The 21,667-nt window shown below is 40.2% G+C and carries 21 protein-coding genes; 10 read left to right on the forward strand and 11 right to left on the reverse strand.

The features are described 5' to 3' along the window. Positions 1–59: 59 nt before the first annotated feature. The 6 genes from leuA to pstC all read right to left on the reverse strand — a co-directional run bounded on the left by leuA (position 60) and on the right by pstC (position 6,667). Entirely contained in the window at positions 60–1,718 is a 1,659-nt protein-coding gene (leuA, locus tag FCU45_RS10000; RefSeq protein WP_137014840.1) for a 2-isopropylmalate synthase, read from the reverse strand. A 135-nt stretch (positions 1,719–1,853) separates the two neighbouring features. Beyond that, positions 1,854–3,284, reverse strand: a complete 1,431-nt coding sequence (glnA, locus tag FCU45_RS10005) for a type I glutamate--ammonia ligase (RefSeq protein WP_137014842.1) — start codon at positions 3,282–3,284, stop codon at positions 1,854–1,856. Between the two features lie 208 nt (positions 3,285–3,492). Then, the gene (locus FCU45_RS10010; protein WP_137014844.1) at positions 3,493–4,164 is read right to left on the reverse strand and encodes a phosphate signaling complex PhoU family protein; all 672 of its coding nucleotides are present in this window, start codon (positions 4,162–4,164) and stop codon (positions 3,493–3,495) included. A gap of 15 nt (positions 4,165–4,179) precedes the next feature. Continuing rightward, the gene (gene pstB / locus FCU45_RS10015; RefSeq protein ID WP_137014846.1) at positions 4,180–4,965 is read right to left on the reverse strand and encodes a phosphate ABC transporter ATP-binding protein PstB; all 786 of its coding nucleotides are present in this window, start codon (positions 4,963–4,965) and stop codon (positions 4,180–4,182) included. Continuing rightward, positions 4,965–5,810 carry a phosphate ABC transporter permease PstA gene (pstA, locus tag FCU45_RS10020; RefSeq protein ID WP_137014848.1) on the reverse strand — a complete coding sequence of 282 codons (846 nt, stop codon included), beginning with the start codon at positions 5,808–5,810 and terminating at the stop codon, positions 4,965–4,967. The genes pstB and pstA overlap by 1 nt, the downstream gene beginning before the upstream one ends. Continuing rightward, the gene (gene pstC, locus FCU45_RS10025; protein WP_137014850.1) at positions 5,807–6,667 is read right to left on the reverse strand and encodes a phosphate ABC transporter permease subunit PstC; all 861 of its coding nucleotides are present in this window, start codon (positions 6,665–6,667) and stop codon (positions 5,807–5,809) included. Before pstC ends, pstA begins: the two co-directional genes overlap by 4 nt. A 148-nt stretch (positions 6,668–6,815) precedes the next feature. Here pstC and ppk2 point away from each other — a divergent pair, with 148 nt between their 5' ends. From ppk2 to FCU45_RS10075, 10 genes are all read left to right on the forward strand, one after another. Continuing rightward, positions 6,816–7,691 carry a polyphosphate kinase 2 gene (ppk2, locus tag FCU45_RS10030; protein ID WP_137014852.1) on the forward strand — a complete coding sequence of 292 codons (876 nt, stop codon included), beginning with the start codon at positions 6,816–6,818 and terminating at the stop codon, positions 7,689–7,691. 66 nt (positions 7,692–7,757) lie between these two features. After that, positions 7,758–8,762, forward strand: coding sequence for a phosphate ABC transporter substrate-binding protein PstS (pstS, locus tag FCU45_RS10035; protein WP_137014854.1), 1,005 nt, complete (start codon positions 7,758–7,760; stop codon positions 8,760–8,762). 175 nt (positions 8,763–8,937) lie between these two features. Continuing rightward, positions 8,938–10,143, forward strand: a complete 1,206-nt coding sequence (locus FCU45_RS10040) for a putative porin (RefSeq protein ID WP_137014856.1) — start codon at positions 8,938–8,940, stop codon at positions 10,141–10,143. 160 nt (positions 10,144–10,303) lie between these two features. After that, positions 10,304–11,185, forward strand: a complete 882-nt coding sequence (locus FCU45_RS10045; RefSeq protein ID WP_137014858.1) for an ABC transporter substrate-binding protein — start codon at positions 10,304–10,306, stop codon at positions 11,183–11,185. 7 nt (positions 11,186–11,192) lie between these two features. Further along, a complete protein-coding gene (locus FCU45_RS10050; protein WP_170175857.1) occupies positions 11,193–13,175 on the forward strand; it encodes a putative bifunctional diguanylate cyclase/phosphodiesterase in 1,983 nt (660 codons plus the stop codon). A 65-nt stretch (positions 13,176–13,240) separates the two neighbouring features. Continuing rightward, positions 13,241–14,158, forward strand: a complete 918-nt coding sequence (locus tag FCU45_RS10055) for a branched-chain amino acid transaminase (RefSeq protein ID WP_137014862.1) — start codon at positions 13,241–13,243, stop codon at positions 14,156–14,158. Between the two features lie 59 nt (positions 14,159–14,217). Beyond that, the gene (locus tag FCU45_RS10060) at positions 14,218–15,312 is read left to right on the forward strand and encodes a prohibitin family protein (RefSeq protein WP_137014943.1); all 1,095 of its coding nucleotides are present in this window, start codon (positions 14,218–14,220) and stop codon (positions 15,310–15,312) included. 1 nt (position 15,313) lies between these two features. Then, on the forward strand, positions 15,314–15,994 hold the full coding sequence (gene hisIE, locus FCU45_RS10065) for a bifunctional phosphoribosyl-AMP cyclohydrolase/phosphoribosyl-ATP diphosphatase HisIE (RefSeq protein WP_137014864.1): 681 nt from the start codon (positions 15,314–15,316) through the stop codon (positions 15,992–15,994). 3 nt (positions 15,995–15,997) lie between these two features. Continuing rightward, the gene (locus FCU45_RS10070; RefSeq protein ID WP_137014866.1) at positions 15,998–16,510 is read left to right on the forward strand and encodes a DUF2393 domain-containing protein; all 513 of its coding nucleotides are present in this window, start codon (positions 15,998–16,000) and stop codon (positions 16,508–16,510) included. Further along, a complete protein-coding gene (locus FCU45_RS10075) occupies positions 16,507–17,058 on the forward strand; it encodes a DUF2393 family protein (protein ID WP_137014868.1) in 552 nt (183 codons plus the stop codon). The genes FCU45_RS10070 and FCU45_RS10075 overlap by 4 nt, the downstream gene beginning before the upstream one ends. Here the strand turns inward: FCU45_RS10075 and mnmL are convergent. Genes mnmL through FCU45_RS10100 form a run of 5 tightly spaced genes read right to left on the reverse strand, consistent with a single transcriptional unit; the run spans position 17,055 to position 21,655 of the window. Beyond that, a complete protein-coding gene (gene mnmL, locus FCU45_RS10080; RefSeq protein ID WP_137014870.1) occupies positions 17,055–18,014 on the reverse strand; it encodes a tRNA modification radical SAM protein MnmL/YtqA in 960 nt (319 codons plus the stop codon). The two genes, FCU45_RS10075 and mnmL, sit on opposite strands and share 4 nt — an antisense overlap. After that, entirely contained in the window at positions 18,014–19,369 is a 1,356-nt protein-coding gene (gene purF, locus FCU45_RS10085) for an amidophosphoribosyltransferase (RefSeq protein WP_137014872.1), read from the reverse strand. Before purF ends, mnmL begins: the two co-directional genes overlap by 1 nt. Positions 19,370–19,426: 57 nt before the next feature. Continuing rightward, positions 19,427–20,194, reverse strand: a complete 768-nt coding sequence (dapB, locus tag FCU45_RS10090) for a 4-hydroxy-tetrahydrodipicolinate reductase (protein ID WP_137014874.1) — start codon at positions 20,192–20,194, stop codon at positions 19,427–19,429. Between the two features lie 21 nt (positions 20,195–20,215). Then, positions 20,216–21,157 carry a thioredoxin-disulfide reductase gene (trxB, locus tag FCU45_RS10095; protein ID WP_137014876.1) on the reverse strand — a complete coding sequence of 314 codons (942 nt, stop codon included), beginning with the start codon at positions 21,155–21,157 and terminating at the stop codon, positions 20,216–20,218. Positions 21,158–21,169: 12 nt separating this feature from the next. Beyond that, complete coding sequence (locus FCU45_RS10100) at positions 21,170–21,655, reverse strand: hypothetical protein (protein ID WP_137014878.1); 486 nt, start codon at positions 21,653–21,655, stop codon at positions 21,170–21,172. Between the last annotated feature and the right edge of the window lie 12 nt (positions 21,656–21,667).

Genomic DNA, 21,667 nt, shown 5'->3' on the forward strand with positions numbered 1-21,667 from the left:
TTTAGATAAAAGTTGAGGTTAGTAGTGGCCAAAAGAGAGAACTCCTTTGGCGTAGATATTTAATGAAATGCTCTGTTAAGAGCGCAGAAAAGTGCTTTGACAGAAGCAGTAGCTATGTCGTTGTCGCTCCCTACTCCAAAGCAGGAGAGGGTATCCTCTGTCTCTATCTCTATATATGCAATAGCTTTGGCAGAGCTCTTGTTTCCAAGAGAGTGCTCGTAGTATGAGTTTATGCTAAACTCGTTTTTATACTCTTTCATAAGAGCATCTTTACATGCATCTACAGGACCGTTGCCCTCTCCATCCGCTACGATCTCTATGCCGTCATGGAAGTATGTAAGCGTACATTTTGAGATGCCTTTTACGGAAGAGACCGTAAAATCTACCAAAGAGATATGCTCTTTGACTCTGAAGTAGTTCTCGTTAAATATCTCAAAGAGCTCCTCTGCAGTCAGCTCTTGCCCTTTTTTGTCACTCACCTCTTGGACAAGTTTGCCCACTTCAGGATGCATCGCTTTTGGAAGCTGATAGCCGAAATTTTTCTCTAAAATGTACGCAACTCCACCTTTGCCCGACTGAGAGTTGATACGGATAATGCTCTCGTAGCTTCTTCCCACATCTTCAGGGTCTATCGGAAGATAAGGAACTTCCCAGAAGACTTCGGTATGGGATTTTCTGTAAGCAAGACCTTTGTTTATAGCATCTTGATGAGAGCCTGAGAATGCCGTATATACAAGCTCGCCTACATAAGGGTGGCGCACGTGTGTCTCTATCTCCGTACATCTCTCTACAATATCTACAACTTCGTTTACGTCGCTGAAGTCAAGATTTGACTCAACTCCCTGCGTTGTCATATTGAGTGCAAGTGTGATGATGTCTACGTTTCCGGTTCTCTCGCCGTTACATAAAAGTGTACCTTCTACTCTGTCCGCGCCTGCTAAAAGTGCCAACTCTGTTGCAGCCACGCTTGTTCCTCTGTCATTATGAGTGTGCGTAGAGATTATTACATTTTCTCTGTTGTGTAAATGCTCGCTCATCCACTCGATCTGGTCTGCATAAACGTTTGGAGTCGCCATCTCAACCGTTGCAGGGAGGTTTATGATAACTTTTCTCTTCTCGCCAATGCCCCATCTTGCAGTTACTGCGTTGGATATCTCGGCTGCAAACTCTAATTCTGTTCCGGTAAAACTCTCAGGCGAATACTCTAAAAATATCTCTCCGTCATGATTTTTCTCATACTTCTTGACAAGATCTACACCCTCCAATGCAAGTGCGATGATCTCCTCTTTTGACTTTTGGAACACTATCTTTCTTTGCGCGGTCGATGTCGAGTTGTAAAGATGAACGGTAGCTTTTTTGACACCTTTTAACGCTTCGAACGTCTTTGCAATAAGATGCTCCCTTGCTTGAACCAAGACTTGGATCGTAACATCGTCAGGAATTAGATTGTCATCTACAAGACGGCGTAAAAAATCAAATTCTACTTTAGATGCCGAAGGAAAACCTACCTCGATCTCTTTAAATCCGATTTTAAGTAAGAGTGCATAAAGGGAGAGCTTTTTGTTCATGTCCATAGGGTTTATAAGTGCCTGATTACCGTCACGTAAATCGACACTGCACCACTTAGGAGCTTTTGTTATACGGTTAGAAGGCCATTTTCTATTTGGCAAATCTATCTTTGGATAGGGACGATATTTTCCCTGGGGAATATTTTTCATAATATACCTTTGAACATAAAATTTCAATAATGCACTCTTAAATACTATTATTGTAATGCGAATTATAGCGAATTTACGGTTAGTTGAATGTTTGAAAAGGAGAAGAAGTCCCGTAAAAAAGCGGGACTTAAAGTTTTAGCACTGGTAAGTAGTTTTAAACTCGTAAGCAGTAGGACGACCCTCATCCGGCCATACGTCTCTTTTAAATCTGTAATCTTTGTACGCATTGATAAACTCAGGCGTAAATACAGGCTTTAAGAAGTCGTTATCACGGATAAGAGACTCTAGTGAACCGCGAAGAGTGTGAGGCATCTGAGGAATACCCTTTTCACGGATCTCATCTAGAGTAAGCTCAAACAGATCCTCATCCATTGGACCAATTGGGATATCTTTGTTCTTGATACCGTCAAGTCCTGCCATCATAAGAGCGGCAAATGCAAGGTAAGGACAAGCCGTAGAGTCAGGGAATCTCATCTCGACACGAGTTGATTTTTCACCGGAACCATAAGGGATACGGCAGCTTGCCGAACGGTTTTGCATAGAGTATGTCAAAATCGAAGGAGCCTCAAAACCAGGGATCAATCTCTTGTAAGAGTTTGTAGTCGGGTTTGTAAATGCCGCGATAGCGCGAGCATGCTTGAAAACACCGCCTATGTAGTTAAGCGCCATCTCGCTTAGGTTTGCATAGTTTCCTTTTTCATAGAAAAGATTTTTGCCATCTTTCCATAGTGACTGGTGAACGTGCATACCGTTTCCGTTGTCGCCAAATATCGGTTTTGGCATAAAAGTAGCAGTTTTTCCGTTTAGGTGAGCTACCATCTTGACAACATATTTTAGCTTCTGAACGTTGTCTGCCGCACCGATGATGTCAGAGAAAACAATCCCGATTTCGCCTTGACCTTGAGCAACTTCGTGGTGACCAAGAATTACTTCTAAGCCTACCTGCTCCAGAACCATCATCATCTCAGCTCTAAGATCTACCATGCTATCAGTCGGAGCTACAGGGAAGTAACCACCCTTGTTTCCAGGTCTGTGACCCGAGTTATACATATCTGAGTAGCTTGTGTTTGAGTTCCACTCACCCTCTTCGGTATCTATTTTGTAGCCTGCTTCATTAGGATTGTCTACGAACTGAATATTATCAAAAACAAAGAACTCGTTTTCAGGTCCAAAGTATGCTGCATCTGCTATGCCTAAAGACTCTGCATGTTTAAGTGTCGCTTTTGCAATTGAGCGAGGACATCTCTCATACATACGCTCTTTGTAGATGTCGTAAACGTCACAAAATAATATAACGGTAGGGTCTGCAGTAAAAGGGTCCAAAAATGCAGTAGGAACGTCTGCTTTTAAGATCATGTCCGATCTGTTGATAGGCTGCCATGCATCAATTGATGAGCCGTCAAACGGGAAACCGTTTTCTAGTATCTCTCTTGTAACCGCACTTTTGCGGTAACTTACGTGATGCCAAGTACCTTTAATGTCCGTAAATCTCAAATCTACAAATTGAACATCATTCTCTTCGCAAAAAGTAAAAAACTCATCTATACTGTTTACAAATTTTCCCATTATTTCTATCTCCTGAATTTAATAGTAACAGTATACCTTATTAATTTGGCAATGAAAAAGCAAAACTGATTAAAATTTAAGCAGTTTCGATATTTTTTCTTTTTTTCTCCACTGTATAACAGACAGTGGTAGCTTTAGGGGGTTGTAGGGACTTTAGTCCCTGCCACCAAAACGGACGAGTTCGTTTTGGTGTATAACATTAGTGATATTATTTAAAAAGTTTTATCTCTCCGCCCTGCTCGGCATACATCATCAGGTTTGCTATGTTCACGCTTCTGTCGCATGAGCGTTCGAGTTTTCTAAGGCTTCCTAAAATTTTTACATAATCGATGGAGAGCTCTTTTTCATCTATTATCCTGTTTAATATCTCTTTTTCCAAAACAGCAAAAAGATCATCGTTCATACTCTCTTCAACAAGTACTTTTCTGTAGTTGTCCTCATAATTGCACTCCTCTTTTTTATCAAAGCACTCCAGAATGTATTTAAGGGCATTGACGCTGCTTTTGTGAAGAAGAATGATGCTTGGCTTAAACGGTTCTATATTACATTCGTTAGTTGTATGTTCGCTCATTCTGCGAGCATATTTTTTAACTCCCTCTCCGGTACGTACGATCTCGTTTGTCATCTTCAAGTAAGCAACCAAAAATCTAAGCTCTTTTGCTTCAGGGCCGAAAAGCGCAAAGGTCTTAATGATCTCATTATCGATCTCATCACCTTTGAAACCGATCTTCTCAAGGCTCTTTTGAACCTCTTTAAACATTTGTGCGTCAGATAGTTTAAATGCTTCTAGGGCAAGTTCGTCAGCCGCCGTTATCTCTCTTAAAAGAGCAGATATTTTTTCTCTTATATTACCTATTTTCTCATCATATTTACTCAACATATTTATCCTTTATTATCAACCGAATTTTCCGGTAATGTACTCTTCTGTAAGTCTCTCTTTTGGTGTTACAAACAGCTCTTCCGTGCGTCCAAGTTCTACAAGCTCACCTAAATACATAAAGCCCGTATAATCACTTACACGTGCGGCTTGCTGCATATTATGCGTTACTATTATTATGGATACTCTCTCTCTAAGAGAGACGACCAGCTCTTCGATTCCGGCTGTTGAGATCGGGTCAAGCGCAGATGTAGGCTCGTCAAACAGAAGCACTTCAGGCTCGACGGCGATCGCTCTTGCGATGCATAGTCTCTGCTGCTGACCGCCTGAGAGTCCGTTTGCATCATGTTTTAATCTATCTTTTACCTCTTGCCAGATCGCAGCGTCTTGAAGCGATTTTTCCACTCTGTCTTGAAGCTCTGTCTTGTTTTTAATCCCCTGAAGTCTCAGTCCGTAAGCAACGTTGTCAAATATGCTCATAGGAAAAGCTGTAGGTTTTTGAAAGATCATCCCTATCTGAATTCTAAGCTTTATAAGATCCTCTTTTGCATCCAAGATATTTCTGTCTTTAAAGAGTATCTCTCCGCCGTAGCTGTTGCCGGGATAGAGATCATGCATACGGTTAAAACTTCTAAGTAGCGTTGTCTTACCGCATCCTGAAGGTCCTATCAGTGCCGTAATACTATGTTTTGCAATAGGCATAGTGAGCTTTTTAATATTTGGTTCATGTGCACCCGCATATGTAAACTCGAAGTTTTTAACTTCAAGCGCTTTCTCTGTGGCTATATCAATAATTGTTGCCATTAATTCTTCCCTCTCTTTTTGAGTAAAAATAGTCTTCCTAGAATGTTGAGCGTTAAAATAAACATACTTAAAATAAACGCGGCTGCCCATCCAAGTTTCTGCCAATCCTCATACGGACTTGTTGCATAGTTGTACATCGTAACCGTCAGTGAAGCCATCGGCTGGCTCATATCGGTATTTAAAAAGTTGTCGTTAAACGAAGTAAATAGAAGCGGTGCTGTCTCTCCCGCAACGCGCGCTACTCCGAGTAGAACACCTGTTAATATACCCGCTTTTGCACCGCGGTAGACAACCTGAATTATAACTTTATATTTAGGAGCTCCAAGTGCGAAGGCAGCTTCACGAAGGGTTGATGGTACAAGGTGGAGCATATCATCTGTCGTTCTTAAAATTATCGGCAGCATAATTATCATAAGTGCAATTGAACCTGCCCACCCGCTAAACTGTCCCGTAGGAGCAACAACGATAGCGTAAACAAAAGCTCCGATAACTATTGATGGAGCAGACATCATGATATCTGAGATATCGCGTATGGTCTCTGCCAACTTAGATTTTTGTCCATACTCGCTTAGATATGTTCCTGCTAAAATCCCAAGAGGTACGCCAAAGAGCGATGCGTAGGAAACAAGAAGAAGCTGACCTATAAGAGCATGCTTTAATCCTCCGCTCTCATTGCCGGGAGGTGCTCCTTCGTTAAGAAAGATTGTCGTGCTCAGCGCATCTATGCCGTTAATGACCAAAATGCTTAGTATCCATAGCAAAAAGCCTATTCCGACAATAGCAGAGAGCGTGGAGAGCGTCATTACAATATTGTTTGTGATGATCCTTTTTTGAGTGTGCGTCATTGTCCTATCCTTTTTCTGCGTAAAAAGTAAAACTTGGCAATAGAGATGATCGTAAAGCTGATAACCAATAACAGAAGCGAGAGCTCAAAGAGTGATGAGTAGTAGAGCTCGCTGTCCGCCTCTGCAAACTCATTTGCCAAAGTTACCGGAATAGATGTCGCCGGTTGTGTCAAATCGATCGAGATATTATGTACGTTGCCCATAACGAATGTAACTGCCATTGTCTCGCCGATCGCACGTCCAAGTGCTAAAATAAACGAACCGATAATACCGGCTTTAGCGTAAGGGATGATAATATCTTTTACAACATCCCACTTAGTCGCACCTAGCGCGTAAGCCGACTCTTTTAGGATATCGGGAGTAGTATTCATCGCATCACGGGTAACCGCCGCCATAAAGGGAAGGATCATAATGGAGAGAACGATTCCCGCAGTCAGCATACTGATACCGATACCGCCGAAAATATCGCGGATGATAGGAACAAAGTAAAAAAGTCCCCACATACCGTAAACAACAGATGGAATAGCCGCTAAAAGCTCTATGGAAACGCCTACGGGCATTTTGATCTTTGCGTGGGCGATCTCGCTTAAAAAGATAGCGACACCAATAGCTACTGGAACAGCTAAGAGCATTGCTAAAAAAGTTGAGACAACAGAGCCGTAGATAGCAGGAAGAGCCCCGAACTTCTCTAAGTTGGGTGCCCATTTATCCTCTGTGAGAAAACTAAATCCAAATGCTTTGATCGATTCTAGCGAGTGTTCAAAAAGAACGGTAAATATCCAAGCAACGATAAGCAGTACGCCAAGGGCTATAAACTTTGTTGCATTTGCAAAGATTTTATCTATCATATTACTCAACTGCTCTCTCCAGTAAAAAAGTTTGCAATTGTATGTAATCTTGATTACAAAAAGGTTACGAAACGGTTACCAAAGCCGTAAGTATTTATCAAGAGGATTATTAATATACTTATGAAGATGATGTAAAAAAGGGCTTTAAAGGAGTGTTATGAAAGAGAAGAGAGAAGCTGATAGCGACAGAAGAAAAAGAGACAGAGACAGAAGAGAAGAGAGTAAAGATGGCAAGGTAAGAGTCTGGGTAAAGGAGGAGACTCTTCTATATGAAGAGGAGCTGAAAAAGCTGCAGATCGAGCTTCTTAAATTTCAAAATCATGTAAAAGAGCAGGGGCTTAAAGTAGTTATGATCTTTGAGGGGCGTGACGCCGCAGGCAAGGGTGGAACGATAAAGAGGATCATAGAACATCTAAACCCAAGGGGGGCGAGAGTCGTAGCACTTCCAAAACCAAGCGATCAAGAGCAAACACAGTGGTATTTTCAAAGATATGTAGAGCATCTGCCGTCTGCGGGAGAGATGGTCTTTTTTGACAGAAGCTGGTATAACAGAGCGATGGTCGAGCCTGTTATGGGATTTTGCACCGAGAGAGAGCATCATAAGTTCTTAAAAGATGCGCCTCTGTTTGAAAAGATGTTGGCGGAGGAGGATATCAAGATATTTAAATTTTACTTCTCGGTTACAAAAGAGGAGCAGGCAAAGAGATTTGCAAAAAGAGAGCAGGACCCTCTAAAACAGTATAAGTTATCTGACGTGGATGCCAAGGCTCAAGAGCTTTGGGATGCCTACGCTTTGGCAAAGTATATGATGCTAAGTGCTACACACACGGAGATCTCACCGTGGACGGTAGTAAAGAGCGACAGCAAGAAAAAGGCGAGAATAAATACTATAAAGCACATCCTCAATTTTGTAGAGTACCCGGAGAAGATAGACGCAAGAGAGATCGAAGTGGACAAGGAAGTGATAATATTCGGCAGAGACGAGACCATTGCGATGGAGGGACAGTTTAAATTTGCATCCGATGCAGAGTAGTCTTTTGTAATCATCTTGTAATATGGAGCAATTATAATTTCGCTAAACATTCAAAAAGGAAAACAAATGTTAAAGAAATTAGCTCTAGCTGCAATAGTCACTGCGGCGTCAATTACATCTTCGTTCGCGTCTGACAAAATAAACGGTGCCGGCGCGTCGTTTCCTGCTCCACTCTATTATGATTGGGCATTTAACTACAAGAAAGACAGTGAGAATCTTGTTAACTACCAGTCAATCGGTTCTGGCGGGGGAATCAAGCAGATCGCTAAAAGAGTTGTTGATTTCGGTGCATCTGACGAAGCGCTAGATACAAAAAAACTTGCAAAAGATAAGCTTTTACAGTTTCCTGCAGTTATCGGTTCAATAGTAGTTGCTTTTAACGTAGAGGGAATTGCAGATGCAACTCTAAAGCTTAGTAATGAAGTAGTTGCGGATATTTTCGCAGGAAAGATCACTACATGGAATGATGCGGCAATCGCAGCTGATAACAAAGGTCTTGATCTTCCAAACCAAAAGATCATAGTAGTTCACCGCTCGGATGGATCTGGAACGACATATAACTTTACATACTACCTGACAAAAAGCTCTAAAAACTGGAAAGAGAACTTCGGAATAGGCAAAGCTGTTGACTGGGCTGTTGGCATTGGCGGAAAAGGTAACGAGGGTGTTGCAAGTTTGGTAAAACAGACTCCTTACTCTATAGGTTACATTGAAAACGCATATAAAGAGAAGAACAACTTAAGCGCGGCTGTTTTAAAAACTGCAAGCGGTAAATGGGTTGCTGCAACGGAAGATAACTTCAAAGCTGCTGCAAAGTACGCAACATGGACAAAAGAGGATCACTTTCACTCTGTTTTAGCTCTGCAAGCAGGTGATACTTCATACCCGATCGTTGCGGCAACGTTTATACTTCTTCCAAAAGAGAAGCCTGAGATGAACAAAAAGATCTTAGAGTTCTTTGAGTACGCTTTTAAAAACGGTGACGAGAGCGCTAAGAAGTTAGGTTATATCCCTCTTCCAAAAGAGACTAAAGATATGATCAAAGAGTATTGGGCAGCCAATATAAAATAGTCATTTGTTAATAATCATTCTCCTAAATTTTCTCTCCTAAGAAAATCTCCTAAAAAGCCCCTCTATCTTAAGTGATAGAGGGGCTTTTTTCATTTAAAACAGCTCTTTTTACTGTAATCTTTTCGTAACCTAACCATTTTATAATTCTCTCACAACAAAATAAGGGATTCAAAAAATGAAAAAAACGGTTATATCAACAATAGCTGCTTTAGCGATAGCTGCAACAGGCCTAAGTGCTACACAGTTCTATGTAGATGAAAAAGGTCAGGTTTTTACAACTGCCGCTGAAGGACGTGTAGCTATTAATGTAGAAGAAGCAGGCAAAGTTCTTAACTCAGCAGAAGTACCAGAGAAAAAAACTAAAAGTGGATTTTTTGATAGGTTTCATGCAAAAGGAGATCTTAGATTAAGACAAGAGGTAATAGAAAAAGAGGGAAAAGCTGATGTAAATCGTGAAAGATATAGATTCAGATACTCTGTAAACTTTGATGCAACTGATAATATTAGACTAGAGACAGCTGTCTCGAGTGGTAAATATAACCCGACATCAGGAAATGTAAGCTTTAAAAGTGATGAAAATATTCAAGAGTACTTTATAGATGAGCTTAAAATCGATATACTTGCTCTTAAATACTCATTTGACAACTCATGGGTTAGAGTCGGTAAGCAGGCACATGATATCTATAGACCTATTAAGACACAACTTGTATGGGATAATGATATTCGCTTAGAAGGTCTTAACTACGGTTATAAAGATGATAGCAGTATGATTAGAGTTGGTGTTAACAGAGTGCATAGAGAAAAAGATAACAGGGATGGTGGTAATATCAATATTTTCTTAGCTCAGTATGTGCATACTCAAAAGCTTGACGATGCAAAGTTAAACTTGGGTGCTGCATATTATCATTATGATAATGTTAAAGGTAACACTGACCCATATGGAAGTTTTATGAATAACACAAAAGAAACAGTAAATGGTGTTGAAGTATATAAAGAAGATTATGGAATTGTAGAGGCTTTTGCTGAGGTACAAGTTAAAGACTTAGTAATGGGTATGCCGGCTAAAGCAGCAGTAATATTAGCATATAATGCACTAGCTAGTAATGATAATTTTGGATATGACATAAGTGCAGAACTTGCTATGACTAAGAAGTGGAAAGCGGCTGTAACGTATAGAGATGTTCAAAAAGATGCAGTTTTTGGAGCGCATAACGATTCAGACTTTAGTGGCGGTGGAACAGATAGTAAAGGCTACTATGTTAAAACAAAATATGCATTTGCTAAAAATGTAGATGTTGCTGGATGGTGGAACTGGAGTAAACTGGGTGATGTTGAACTAGATTACCACCGTGTACAACTCGATGTTATTCTTAAGTTCTAATAGGTAGAAGAGTAAACAACAATAATTTTTTTCTCTCCCTCTTCTTTTTCCCCTTAAATACAAAGCCCCTTGTGGCTTTGTACCTTTTGTGACAATATTTTAATAAAACCTTAAAGATACGACAGATAGAATAAATCAGAATTAATTTACCGGAGTTTATATGCTAAAAAGAGTAGCTTTTATAATTTTGGGTGCTTTGTTATTTATATCCTGCTCTTCTAGCTACAATAAAAAATTAAAGATCTCTGCTACTACATGGATAGGCTATACACCTCTCTTTTACGCAAAAGAGATGGGATGGCTTGAACCTCTTAACATCAAACTTCTAAACGTCTCCTCTCTTAGTGAAAATATGTATCTGTATAAAGCCGGAAACGCTGATGCTTACGTCGGAACACAGTATGAGTATAACATCCTCAGTAAAGAGGATTCGACGCTTATTCCTATAATGCTATTTGACAAATCTCACGGCGGAGATATTATTATGAGCAACAGAGCTATTGGCGAGCTTATAAGCACAAGCGATCAGATTGATGCATATCTGGAGATGGACTCTATAAACTACACTCTTCTTGAAGATTTTATAAAAAAGAGCGGTATAAACGAAGAGAGAATAAACTACATAAATGAAGACCAAGCAACGATATCTACGTTGGAGTCGATCATCTCAGAGAAGCCGACTATTGTGGTGACATACTCTCCCTATGATGCTGATATTAAAAAGAAGGGTTTTATGAGGATCGCCTCTACAAAAGATGAGTTTGATCTTTTGGTGGTAGATGCGATGTTTACTACAAAAAAAGTGCTTCAAAATCACAGAGGACAGTTTGAGGGGCTTAAAAAAGCGGTGGATAGAGCTATTGTTGAACTTCATAAGAACCCAAGAGAGTTTTACGAGAAGGTAAAGCCGTATATTTTAGAGATAAAATATGATGAGTTTAGAGAGTCGCTAAACAATATTATATGGATAAACGAGAATATGCCTCGTGAGCTAAAAAATAGAATTAAAAAAGAAGATTTTCCTATAGAAGATTTGATCTAAGATGTCTATGAGCATACAAAAATTCATATTTTCACTAGTTGCAACCCTTTTTAGCATACTTTACATCCTCTTTTTTTACTACCATTTCGCACAGCAGGAAAAAACGGCAGAGGCAATACTAAGAGCTATAAATTCGCAGATGCTTGAGACAAGTTATCACCTCTCAAAAGAGATCAAAAGCATAAACGATGTCGCTTCTCTTCGCGCAATGCTTGACAGGATCGCTTCAAACGGCGACTTTATAGACTCCATATTTATACACGACGAAGATGAGATCCTTATCTCGACCGATCCGTTTCGCCGCAAGACGATCTCAACAAATCTTATCTTTAGCAGCGGGCTCTCTGCGTACGACAAACTTGAGCAGATCGAGGCGATAGAAGAGGATGTAAGATTTTATGAGGGCAAAAAAGCGACAGTTCTAAAACTTACTTTTGTTTTGGATAAAGATGAGATATCGCTATATTTTAGTGAAAGAAAGTCGAAGTTTCTGCTCTATTTCGGTCTTGCCCCTATCTTTATCTTTATCTTTTTATGGTTTCTTCTGCGCGGATTTATAGCAAAACCGCTTGAGAGGCTTCGTCAATTTGCATATTATCAAAGTGAGATACCCAAAGCTTTTAAGCTAAGAGAGTTGGAGACTATCCGCTACTCAATGGTACAGACTTTTCAAAGACTTGAAAATGAGAAAAAAGAGCTCTATGATATGGCAAGAACGGATATGCTAAGCGGGCTCGCAAACAGAAATGCCCTAGAAGAGTATGCCCATCGTTTGATTGCAAACTCTTCGCGTGAAAGAAAAGAGTTTGCATTTTTGTTCGTAGATCTTGACAACTTTAAAGATATAAACGACTCTCTTGGGCACAATGTTGGTGATGAGCTCTTAAAGAAGATATCCTCAATGATAAGCGAGGCTCTTCGCTCGAACGATTTTGTGGCTCGCGTAGGCGGGGATGAGTTTGTTGTGATAGTCGAGAAGTATCACTCAATTATGGAGCTAACGGCAATAGTAGAGCGTATTCAGAACTATTTAGAACAGACTTGGATAATCCAGACCCATCCTATAAGTGTAGGAAGCAGTATCGGGATCGCTTTTTATCCAAAAGATGGCAGAGATCTCATCTCTCTTATGAAAAACTCAGACATCGCCATGTATGAAGCAAAAAACAGAGGGCGCGGAAGGTATCACTTCTTTACAGAGGAGTTAAACAAAAGAGTTCAAGACTCAATATCGTTAGATAAAAATATGAGAAAAGCACTTGAAAATGATGAGTATCAGCTCCATTATCAGCCAAAGATAGATATAAAAAGCGGTACTATTGTTGGAGCTGAGGCGCTTATTAGATGGGTTAGCCCAACTCAGGGCTCTATTGCACCGGATGTCTTTATCTCTCTTGCCGAAGAGAACGGTTTTATAAACGAGCTTGGATGGTGGGTGCTTCAAGATGCGATAAGACAGCATACTCTTTGGAAAAATAAGGGGATAGATATTTCTATCTCAATCAATGTGTCTGCAAAACAGCTCTTAGGGGATAACTTTATAGATCAATTCAAAAAGCTTTTAGATGATAACGAAGTAGACCCGGGGAAAATAGATATAGAGATCACCGAGTACCTCTTTTTGCAACATAGTGAAGAGAACTCAAAGATACTTCATGAGCTTCATGATTATGGAGTTAAAATATCTCTGGATGATTTTGGAACGGGCTACTCCTCTCTATCATACCTTAAGAGATTTCCGATTGACAATCTTAAGATAGACAAAGCGTTTATCGATGATTATGACAGCAAACGCGGTTCTATATTTGTTGATACAATCGTTAAGATGGGGCAGACATTAAATATGAAGGTAATAGCGGAGGGAGTAGAGCATAAGGAGCAGGTTGAGTATCTAAGTAAAATAGGATGCGATCAGTATCAAGGCTACTACTTTTCAAGAGCTCTTAACGCGGATGATTTTGAGACTCTTTTTTTAGAGCAAAGCCATTAATACAATATAAACGTCATTTTGGATAGAATATCAAAATTTTTATGTAGTAATTATTGGAGAAATGAATGAATGCTGCCAAATATATTTGGATGAATGGTAAGTTTGTTGCATGGGATGATGCGAAAGTTCACGTGCTGTCGCATACGCTGCACTATGGAAACGGTGTTATTGAAGGAACAAAAGCGTATAAGACAGAGAGAGGATATGCAATTTTTCGTCTAAATGACCATACTAAGAGATTAAAAGATTCTGCGAAGATGACGCTGATGGACATCCCTTTTTCTGTTGAAGAGATGAATGAAGCTCAGATAGAGCTGATAAGAAAAAATGATTTTAGCGGCGATAATGTATATCTTCGTCCATTTGCATTTTTAGGCTACGGTGTTATGGGTGTTTATCATAAAGATGCTCCTGTTGAGACTGCGGTAGCTGCATGGGAGTGGGGCGCATATCTTGGGGAAGAGGGGATGAAAAAGGGTATAAAACTCAAAATCGTCTCTATGACAAGACCTGCAAACACTTCAAATATGGGTAAAGCAAAAGCAACGGCAAACTATCTGAACTCTCAGATGGCAAAGTATGAAGCGATTGACTGCGGATATGAAGAGGCACTTCTTCTTGATGACCAGGGATATGTTGCTGAAGCGAGCGGTGCAAGCTTTTTTATGGTAAAAAACGGTGTGCTTATCACGCCTCCAAATGATAATTCTCTGGAGTCGATCACGCAAAAAACAGTTATCGAGATGGCGCAAAATATGGGCATTAAAGTTGAACGTAAACGTATCTCAAGAGAGGATGTCTACATTGCAGATGAGGCATTTTTAACGGGAACTGCCGCTGAAATAACTCCGGTACGTATCATCGATGCAAGAGAGATAGGATGCGGTGCGCGCGGAGAGATGACAGAAAAATTGCAAAGCGGATACTTTGATATAGTATTTGGACGCAACAAAGAGTACGAGCACTATTTAACATACGTATAAGTAGCTTTAGTGTGTAACATCAGATAAAAAGGAATAGATAAATGAAGGAAAATATAACAATGGCATCAGATATGAATGACTACTTTAACAAAAAAAAGAGCCAAGGCGGCGGATATGAGAACAAATCTACCGGCGGAAGCGGTGGAGGACCTAATATTCCTCAGATGCCAAAGATAGATTTTAACTTCGGCGGAGGAAAAGCGGGAATAGCTTATTTTTTAATTGCCGTTGTCTTAGTGTTGGTCTTAGCAAAACCTTTTACGATCATAGAAGAGGGAGAAAGAGGAATCCTAAGTACTAACGGTAAATATTCCGATCAAGCCCTTCTTCCTGGGCTTCATTTTATTGTTCCCGTTATTCAAAAAGTGTACAAAGTAGATACTAAAGTTCGTATCGTAAACTACGCTTCAAGCATAGAGGCAGGTTCGAGTGATGCTCTTGGCGTGAATGTAAGACCTGCAATTACAGTTCTTGATAAGCGCGGATTGCCTGTCTCTATCGAGCTTACAGTTCAGTACAGGCTGGATGCTCAGTTTGCTGCTCAGACAATCTCGAACTGGGGCTTTGCATGGGAAGATAAGATAATCCATCCTGTTGCAAGAGACATCGTTAGAAATGTTGTCGGTAAATATGATGCAGAGATGCTTCCTCAGATGAGAAACTCTATCGCAACTGAGATCGATACACAGATTAGAGAGAAGATAGAGAAACTTGAGAACACTCCTGCTGATCTTCAATCTATTCAGCTTCGTGCTATCATCCTGCCTCCAAAAGTTAAAGAGCAGATAGAGAATGTCCAGATCGCAAAGCAGCAGGTACAACGTGCAGAGCAAGAGGTACAGCGTGCAGAGCAAGAGGCACTAAGACGTGCTGCTGAGTCAAGAGGTATTGCAGAGAAAGCGAGAATTGAGGCGCAGGGTCTAGCGGATGCGGTTACTATCGAAGCTGAAGCAAAAGCAAAGGCAAACCACCTGATCTCAAAATCACTTACTGCTCAGTTGCTGCAGTTAGAGCAGGTTCAGGTTCAAGGCAAGTTTAACGAAGCTCTTAGAGAAAATAAAGATGCAAAAATATTCTTAACACCTGGCGGTTCAACTCCAAATATCTGGGTTGATATGAAAGATCCCCAAAGAAAAGCGTCAATAACAAACTAATATGCAAGAGACAATAGATAAAATAGACTGGCAAAAGATCTCCCTTCTGCCAGTTGTCGTTCAAGACGTTAAAAGCAACGAAGTGTTGATGATGGCTTATATGAACAAAGAAGCTCTTGAACTATCCCTAAAAACAAGAACAGCACACTACTTCTCCCGATCAAAACAGCGTATTTGGAAAAAAGGCGAGAGCAGTGGGCATACCCAGCAGATAGAATCCTTCAACATAGATTGTGATAATGACACACTTCTGATAAAAGTCGTGCAGCATGGCGTAGCTTGTCATACTGGTCGTCGTTCATGTTTCTTTACAGAGCTGGAATCAGGCAAGATCCAAAGTGATGTAGAGGTGAGCAGCGAAGCGCTTTACGGTGTGATCGATACTCTTTATCATACTATTCAAGAGAGAAAAAATGCAGATCCGGACTCTTCATGGACGGCAAAACTGCTCAGCAAAGGCGATAATACGATTTTAAAAAAAGTCGTAGAAGAGGCTGGAGAGTTTAGTTTTGCATACAAAGACAATGATGAAGCAGAGATGATATATGAGGCGGCTGATCTGACCTATCATATGCTTGTGGCACTTGCGGCAAAAAATATCTCTCCCGACAGAGTTAAGCAGGAGCTCTCCCGCAGATTTAACATGAGCGGCATAGCGGAAAAAAATTCAAGAGACAGCTGATAGATGAGCGGGACAATAAGTAAATTTATAAATGAGCTCATTCTTTACGACTATATCTTATTCGGTGCCCTCTTTTTACTTTTTATTCTATTTGTAACTATTGGCATTCTACTTAGAAAAAGAGGTGCTATTGCGATCTTGCTTATACTTTTTGCATTCACTCAGCTAATCGTCGGCTCAACGTATGGCTACATTAAGATGCATGAGTATCTATTTACAAATGAGACCGCTATAACAAGCCAAAAAAAATTAAATTTCACTCAGGCTATAGTTCTATACGGATCGGTAAAAAATATATCCCAGAGAGACTTTTCAAGCTGTAATATTACTGCCACAGTTTATAAAAAGAGTGGTAACAAGATAAAAGATTATATACTTATGCTAAAACCACTCAATAAAATGTCGATCATTGAGCAAGGTATCGTAAAAGATGAGAAGCGAGAGTTTAAGATGATTATAGAGCCTTTTACATATGGCGGTGACTATAATATTACGTTGGGAGCAAATTGCAGATGAACACACTGTTTAATGAGTGGCACTATATTGTCTTAGGTGTTATTTTACTGATTCTTATCGGAGGTATTGCAATAGCATTTAAAGATGAGAACTCGAAACTAAGATCTCAGATAATATTCTCAACGATTCTTATAACTGCCGTATTAGCAGGCTTTAGCGTCTTTGTAGTTGATAAATATACAAAAAAAGCAAAGCTCTACAAGATGGAGAACAAGAGAAATCTCAGTACAGAGCAGATCATGTACAGCGGTATAGTGAGAAATGAGGGAGATTATGAAATAGGCGAGGTCACCTTTGAGATAAAACTTGTTAACAAGGGACACTTAAGCGGCAACGTAAAGGCGGGGTCATTTTATAAGCCAAGCGGTTTTTTTGACTTTTTTTCAGGAGAGAGTGTCAGCGGCAAAAGCAAGCCCCAGCAGATTACTCATGAATTTGTCGTAGCTACAAACCTAAAACCTGGTGAGTCTAGGGAGTTTAGAGTCTATTTTGACTATCCTCCATACTTTAGAGGCGTTGCTCATTTCGCAAAAATATATGCTCACTAGTATTTAAGTCCAAGCGGTTTTAGTGCGGCATTTATATTTTTAATTTGAGTGTTTTTATCTCTGCACCAATCAGGTGATAAAAGAGAGCTGTCATCTATCCCTGCCGTTACTCTTTGAACAGATACATTTTGCGGCTTCATCTTAATCGCTTCAATTAGTACGTCCAAATACTCATCTTCACTTATCGGTGTGAACTTTCCTTTTAAAAAGTCATTTGCAAGAGATGTTTTTTTAACAACGTAAAGGGGATGGTATTTTACAGAGTCGATTCCCCAGCTGTAAGCCTCTTTTGCAGTACGCAGCATCATCTCTTTTGTCTCATCGGGCAGACCGAATATAAGATGTCCGCAAACATGCAGCCTTTTGCTTTTTGCTTTTAAAATCCACTCTTTTACATTTGCACTGTCATGCCCGCGGTTGATCTTTAAAAGAGTCTCATCATAAACGGATTGAATTCCAAACTCTATCCATATCTCTTTTGTTCGGTTAAGCTCGGCTAGATAATCCAGAGTCTCTTCTGTTATGCTGTCCGAGCGCGTTCCTATACTAAGCCCTACAACGTCATCAAACGTAAGAGCTTTGTCGTAGAGCGCTTTAAGTGTCTCAAAGGGCGCGTATGTATTTGTAAACGATTGAAAGTAGACCAAAAACTTCTGTGCGCCATACTCTTCGCGTTGTCTCTTGCTTATGGCTTTAAACTGAATTTCTAGTTGTGCTAGCTGCTTGTCAAGATTTGGGTTTGTCTTTGAGTCCAGATTGAGGTGAAAACCCTTGAGTTCTTGCGTTTCACCGGTACTTGCGCTAAAAGAGTCATTTTCGCAGAAGGTACATCCGCCTTTTGCTACGGTGCCGTCTATATTTGGACATGTAAATCCAGATATATTGATGCCGACTTTGTAGACTTTGCAACCAAACTTATCTTTTAAGTAGTTGCCAAAGGTAAATATTTGTTGCATTAAACTATGTATTTTCCTGTAAAGCAGGCTGTACAGTAGCTCTCATCTTTTGCATTGACACTTCTTAGAAGTGATGCTTCATCAAGGTATGCTAAAGAGTCAGCTTCAATAAACTTGCATATATCATCTTGGCTCATATTTGCGGCTATTAGCTTATCTTTGTTTGGAGTGTCTACACCGTAAAAGCAAGGATCTGTTGTAGGAGGAGAAGATACTCTCATGTGAACTTCGCTTGCTCCTGCCTCTTTTAACATTCTTACGATTCTTTTAGATGTCGTTCCGCGTACGATCGAGTCATCAACGACGATAACTCTTTTTCCTTTGATAATATCTATCATAGGTGAGAGTTTCATCTTAACTTTAAGGTCTCTCATCTCCTGAGTAGGTTCAATAAATGTTCGTCCTATATAGTGGTTTCTCATAATTCCCATCTCATAAGGAATCCCGCTCTCCTGAGCGTATCCTATAGCCGCAGGAACTCCGCCATCAGGTACGGGAATGACCATATCTGCTTCTACTGGCTTTATGCGTGCAAGCTCTTTGCCCATATTTTTTCTTGTCTCATAAACACTCTGTCCAAACACTTTAGAGTCAGGTCTTGAAAAGTAGACATACTCAAAAATACAGTGTTTAGGAGTAGGCTCAAAAACTTTTATGCTTTTTGGCTCTTTATCTTCGCTGAAAATAAGAAGTTCACCCGGTTCAACATCTCTTATAAACTCTGCACCTACAAGATCAAACGCGCAGGTCTCACTTGCGACAATATAACCGCCGCCTGGGAGTTTACCGAGGCTTAGAGGGCGAAAACCGTGTCTGTCACGCATTGCAAACATCTTTGTTCTGCTTAGAAAAACAAGTGAAAATGCACCCTCTATTTTTTGAACGGCATCTATGATTCTGTCAAGCAGTTTTCTCTGTTCGCTTTTTGCTATGAGGTGGATAAGGTTTTCCGTATCCATAAAGGTTTGGAAAATTGCACCTTTGTCGATAAGTCTGTTTCTTATCTCTTCGGCGTTTGTCAAGTTTCCGTTGTGAACGATCGCCATCTCACCCAAGTCGTATCTTGCAAATACAGGCTGAGCATCCAGAATGGAGTCGTCTCCAGCAGTAGAGTAGCGTGTATGACCGATCGCGCTTGAACCTCTTAGTGTCTCAAGCTTTTTCTCATCAAAAACACGCATTACCAGACCGCGTTTTTTGATAGTTTGCAGTTTTGTTCCGTTTGAGGAGCTAATACCTGCTGCTTCTTGACCACGATGCTGAAGTGCATGTAGTGAAAAATAAGCTAATTTAGAAGCTTCCTTATTACCATAGATTCCTACTACTGCACATTTTTCATTAACATCTTCTAGCACATTTTCTCCTCGAGAATATTTAATGGAATTATACTCAAAGCAAAGTAAAATCTGACTTTATAACTCTAAACAATCGCTAATAGAGTAAAGACCAGGCTCTTTATTTACAAGCCATGATGCAGCTCTTATGGCACCCTTGCTAAAAGTGTTTCTTGAAGTTGCAGTATGGTTAAGCTCTATAAATTCGCCCTCATTATAAAAACCTACAGTATGACGACCGACGATATCACCGCCGCGAAGCGCCATAACTGCGATCTCATCTTTTGTTCTCTCGCCTATATTACCGTCACGCCCACTTATGCGGACAGCATCCAGATCAAGTCCACGACCGCTTGCAGCAGACTCTCCAAGAGTAAGAGCAGTACCGCTTGGAGCATCTTTTTTATGTTTATGATGCATCTCTACTATCTCGATGTCAAAGCCTTCAAGAGCCGCAGCTGCCTGATATACGAGCTTATTTAAAAGCGCAACGCCTAAAGACATATTTGTAGCATACAGAATAGGCATACTCTCGCTCGCCTGCTTTAAAAGATTGAGTTGATGAACGCTTAGTCCGGTTGTCCCGATGACAAGCGGTTTTGGAGTTTTTAGGGCAGCTTCAAGCAGGGATTCACAAGCTTCGGGAAGTGAGAAATCTATGACAATATCGCACCCATTTAAAAAAGTGCCGATATCTGTGCTCACCATAACGGACGGATCGATAGAGAAGTTAAGAGAATTTCTTACAAAAACTGAACTAAGGCTTATGTTGTCCGTCGCCTTCAAATCATCAATAATCAGCTTTCCGACTCTCCCGTTCGCCCCAAAAACACCAACTCTCGTCATTTAAATATCCTTCTTTATATATTAGTTTAATTTTTCATCTACATAAGAGATAGCTTGAAGTGCGGCAACAGCACCATCACCGGCAGCACTTACTACCTGCTTTGGAGCAGCTATACGCATATCGCCTGCTGCAAAAAGCCCCTTTACTGATGTTTTCATACTAATGTCTACAATTATTTCACCCTGTTTATTTACATCGCAAAGAAAAGTTTCATCCTCTTGGATAAGGGTCTGATTATTTACATCGTTTCCGACAAAAACAAATACACCTGGTGCTTTTATGTCGCGAATCTCTCCGCTGCTGTTTTTAACACGGATACCGACAACTCCCATCTCATCGCCGTAAACCTCTTCTGGAGTTGTGTTTAAAACAAGTTCTATATTCTCTGTTTTCTCAACTCTTTTAATGGTATTTGGAGCAGAGCGAAATGTGTCGCGTCTATGGATAAGATAGACTTTAGAACATATCTTAGCAAGGTAGAGAGCCTCTTCAAGAGCTGTGTCGCCACCGCCTATAACTGCAACCTCTTTGCCTTTGTAGAAAAAACCGTCACACGTAGCACAGGTGCTCACGCCTCTTCCAAAGAGCTCGTCCTCTCCTGCAAAGCCTGCACGTCTTGGAGATGAACCTGTACATACGATCACGCTGTGAGCCTCTGCTACAGAGCCGTCCTCTTTATGAATTTTAAAGATATCTCCATCTTTGCTTACGCGTTTAACTTCGAGCATCTCATGTTTTAGACCAAATTTTTGGCACTGCTGGGGCCACGGCATCATAAGATCCATCCCGCTAATCTCGCCTGTAACACCGGGATAGTTCTCTATCTCAGAACTTTGTGTTATTTGACCTCCGGGCATCCCCTTTTCAAACATTACTACATTTTCTAGGCCGCCGCGTGTTGCATACAATCCAGCCGTAAGGCCGGCAGGTCCTCCGCCTATAATAGCGCAATCAAGTACCATGCAAAATCCTTTTTATAAATCTTTTATTTGATTTGATAATCCATTCAAATTATCCAGTTTTCGTATCATACTATCTTGTTTATAAAGAGACTCTTTTGTTTTCTTTATAAAAAAAATAGATGGTACTTCGTAGATGTTAAATCTCTGTATAAAACTTAAAGATGTTTTTGTTCCAGACCTTAAAAAAGTCGTGTTTTTGCTCTTTTCATAAACTTCATTGTAGTAGTCTATAGCAATGATGGGATGGTTTAGGTCTATGTTTGAGAGAAGTTCTGCGGTATTGTTTAGTTTTGAGCTGTAAAAAACTACTATGTATTTATCGGCTGTAGGTTTAAAGATATCTTTTTTTTCATAAAATACCCACTCTTTAAAGTCGATAAATTTATACTCTGAGAATTTATAGTTGAAGTAAGCAAAGGCGGCAGCTATCATAGCTGCGCCGAAGAAAGAGGCAAGTAACGTAGATAGCGAAAAGAGGCTTTTACCTCTGTCTGCCACTGCGTACTCTTA

The organism is Sulfurimonas crateris (assembly GCF_005217605.1).
GTDB lineage: Bacteria > Campylobacterota > Campylobacteria > Campylobacterales > Sulfurimonadaceae > Sulfurimonas > Sulfurimonas crateris.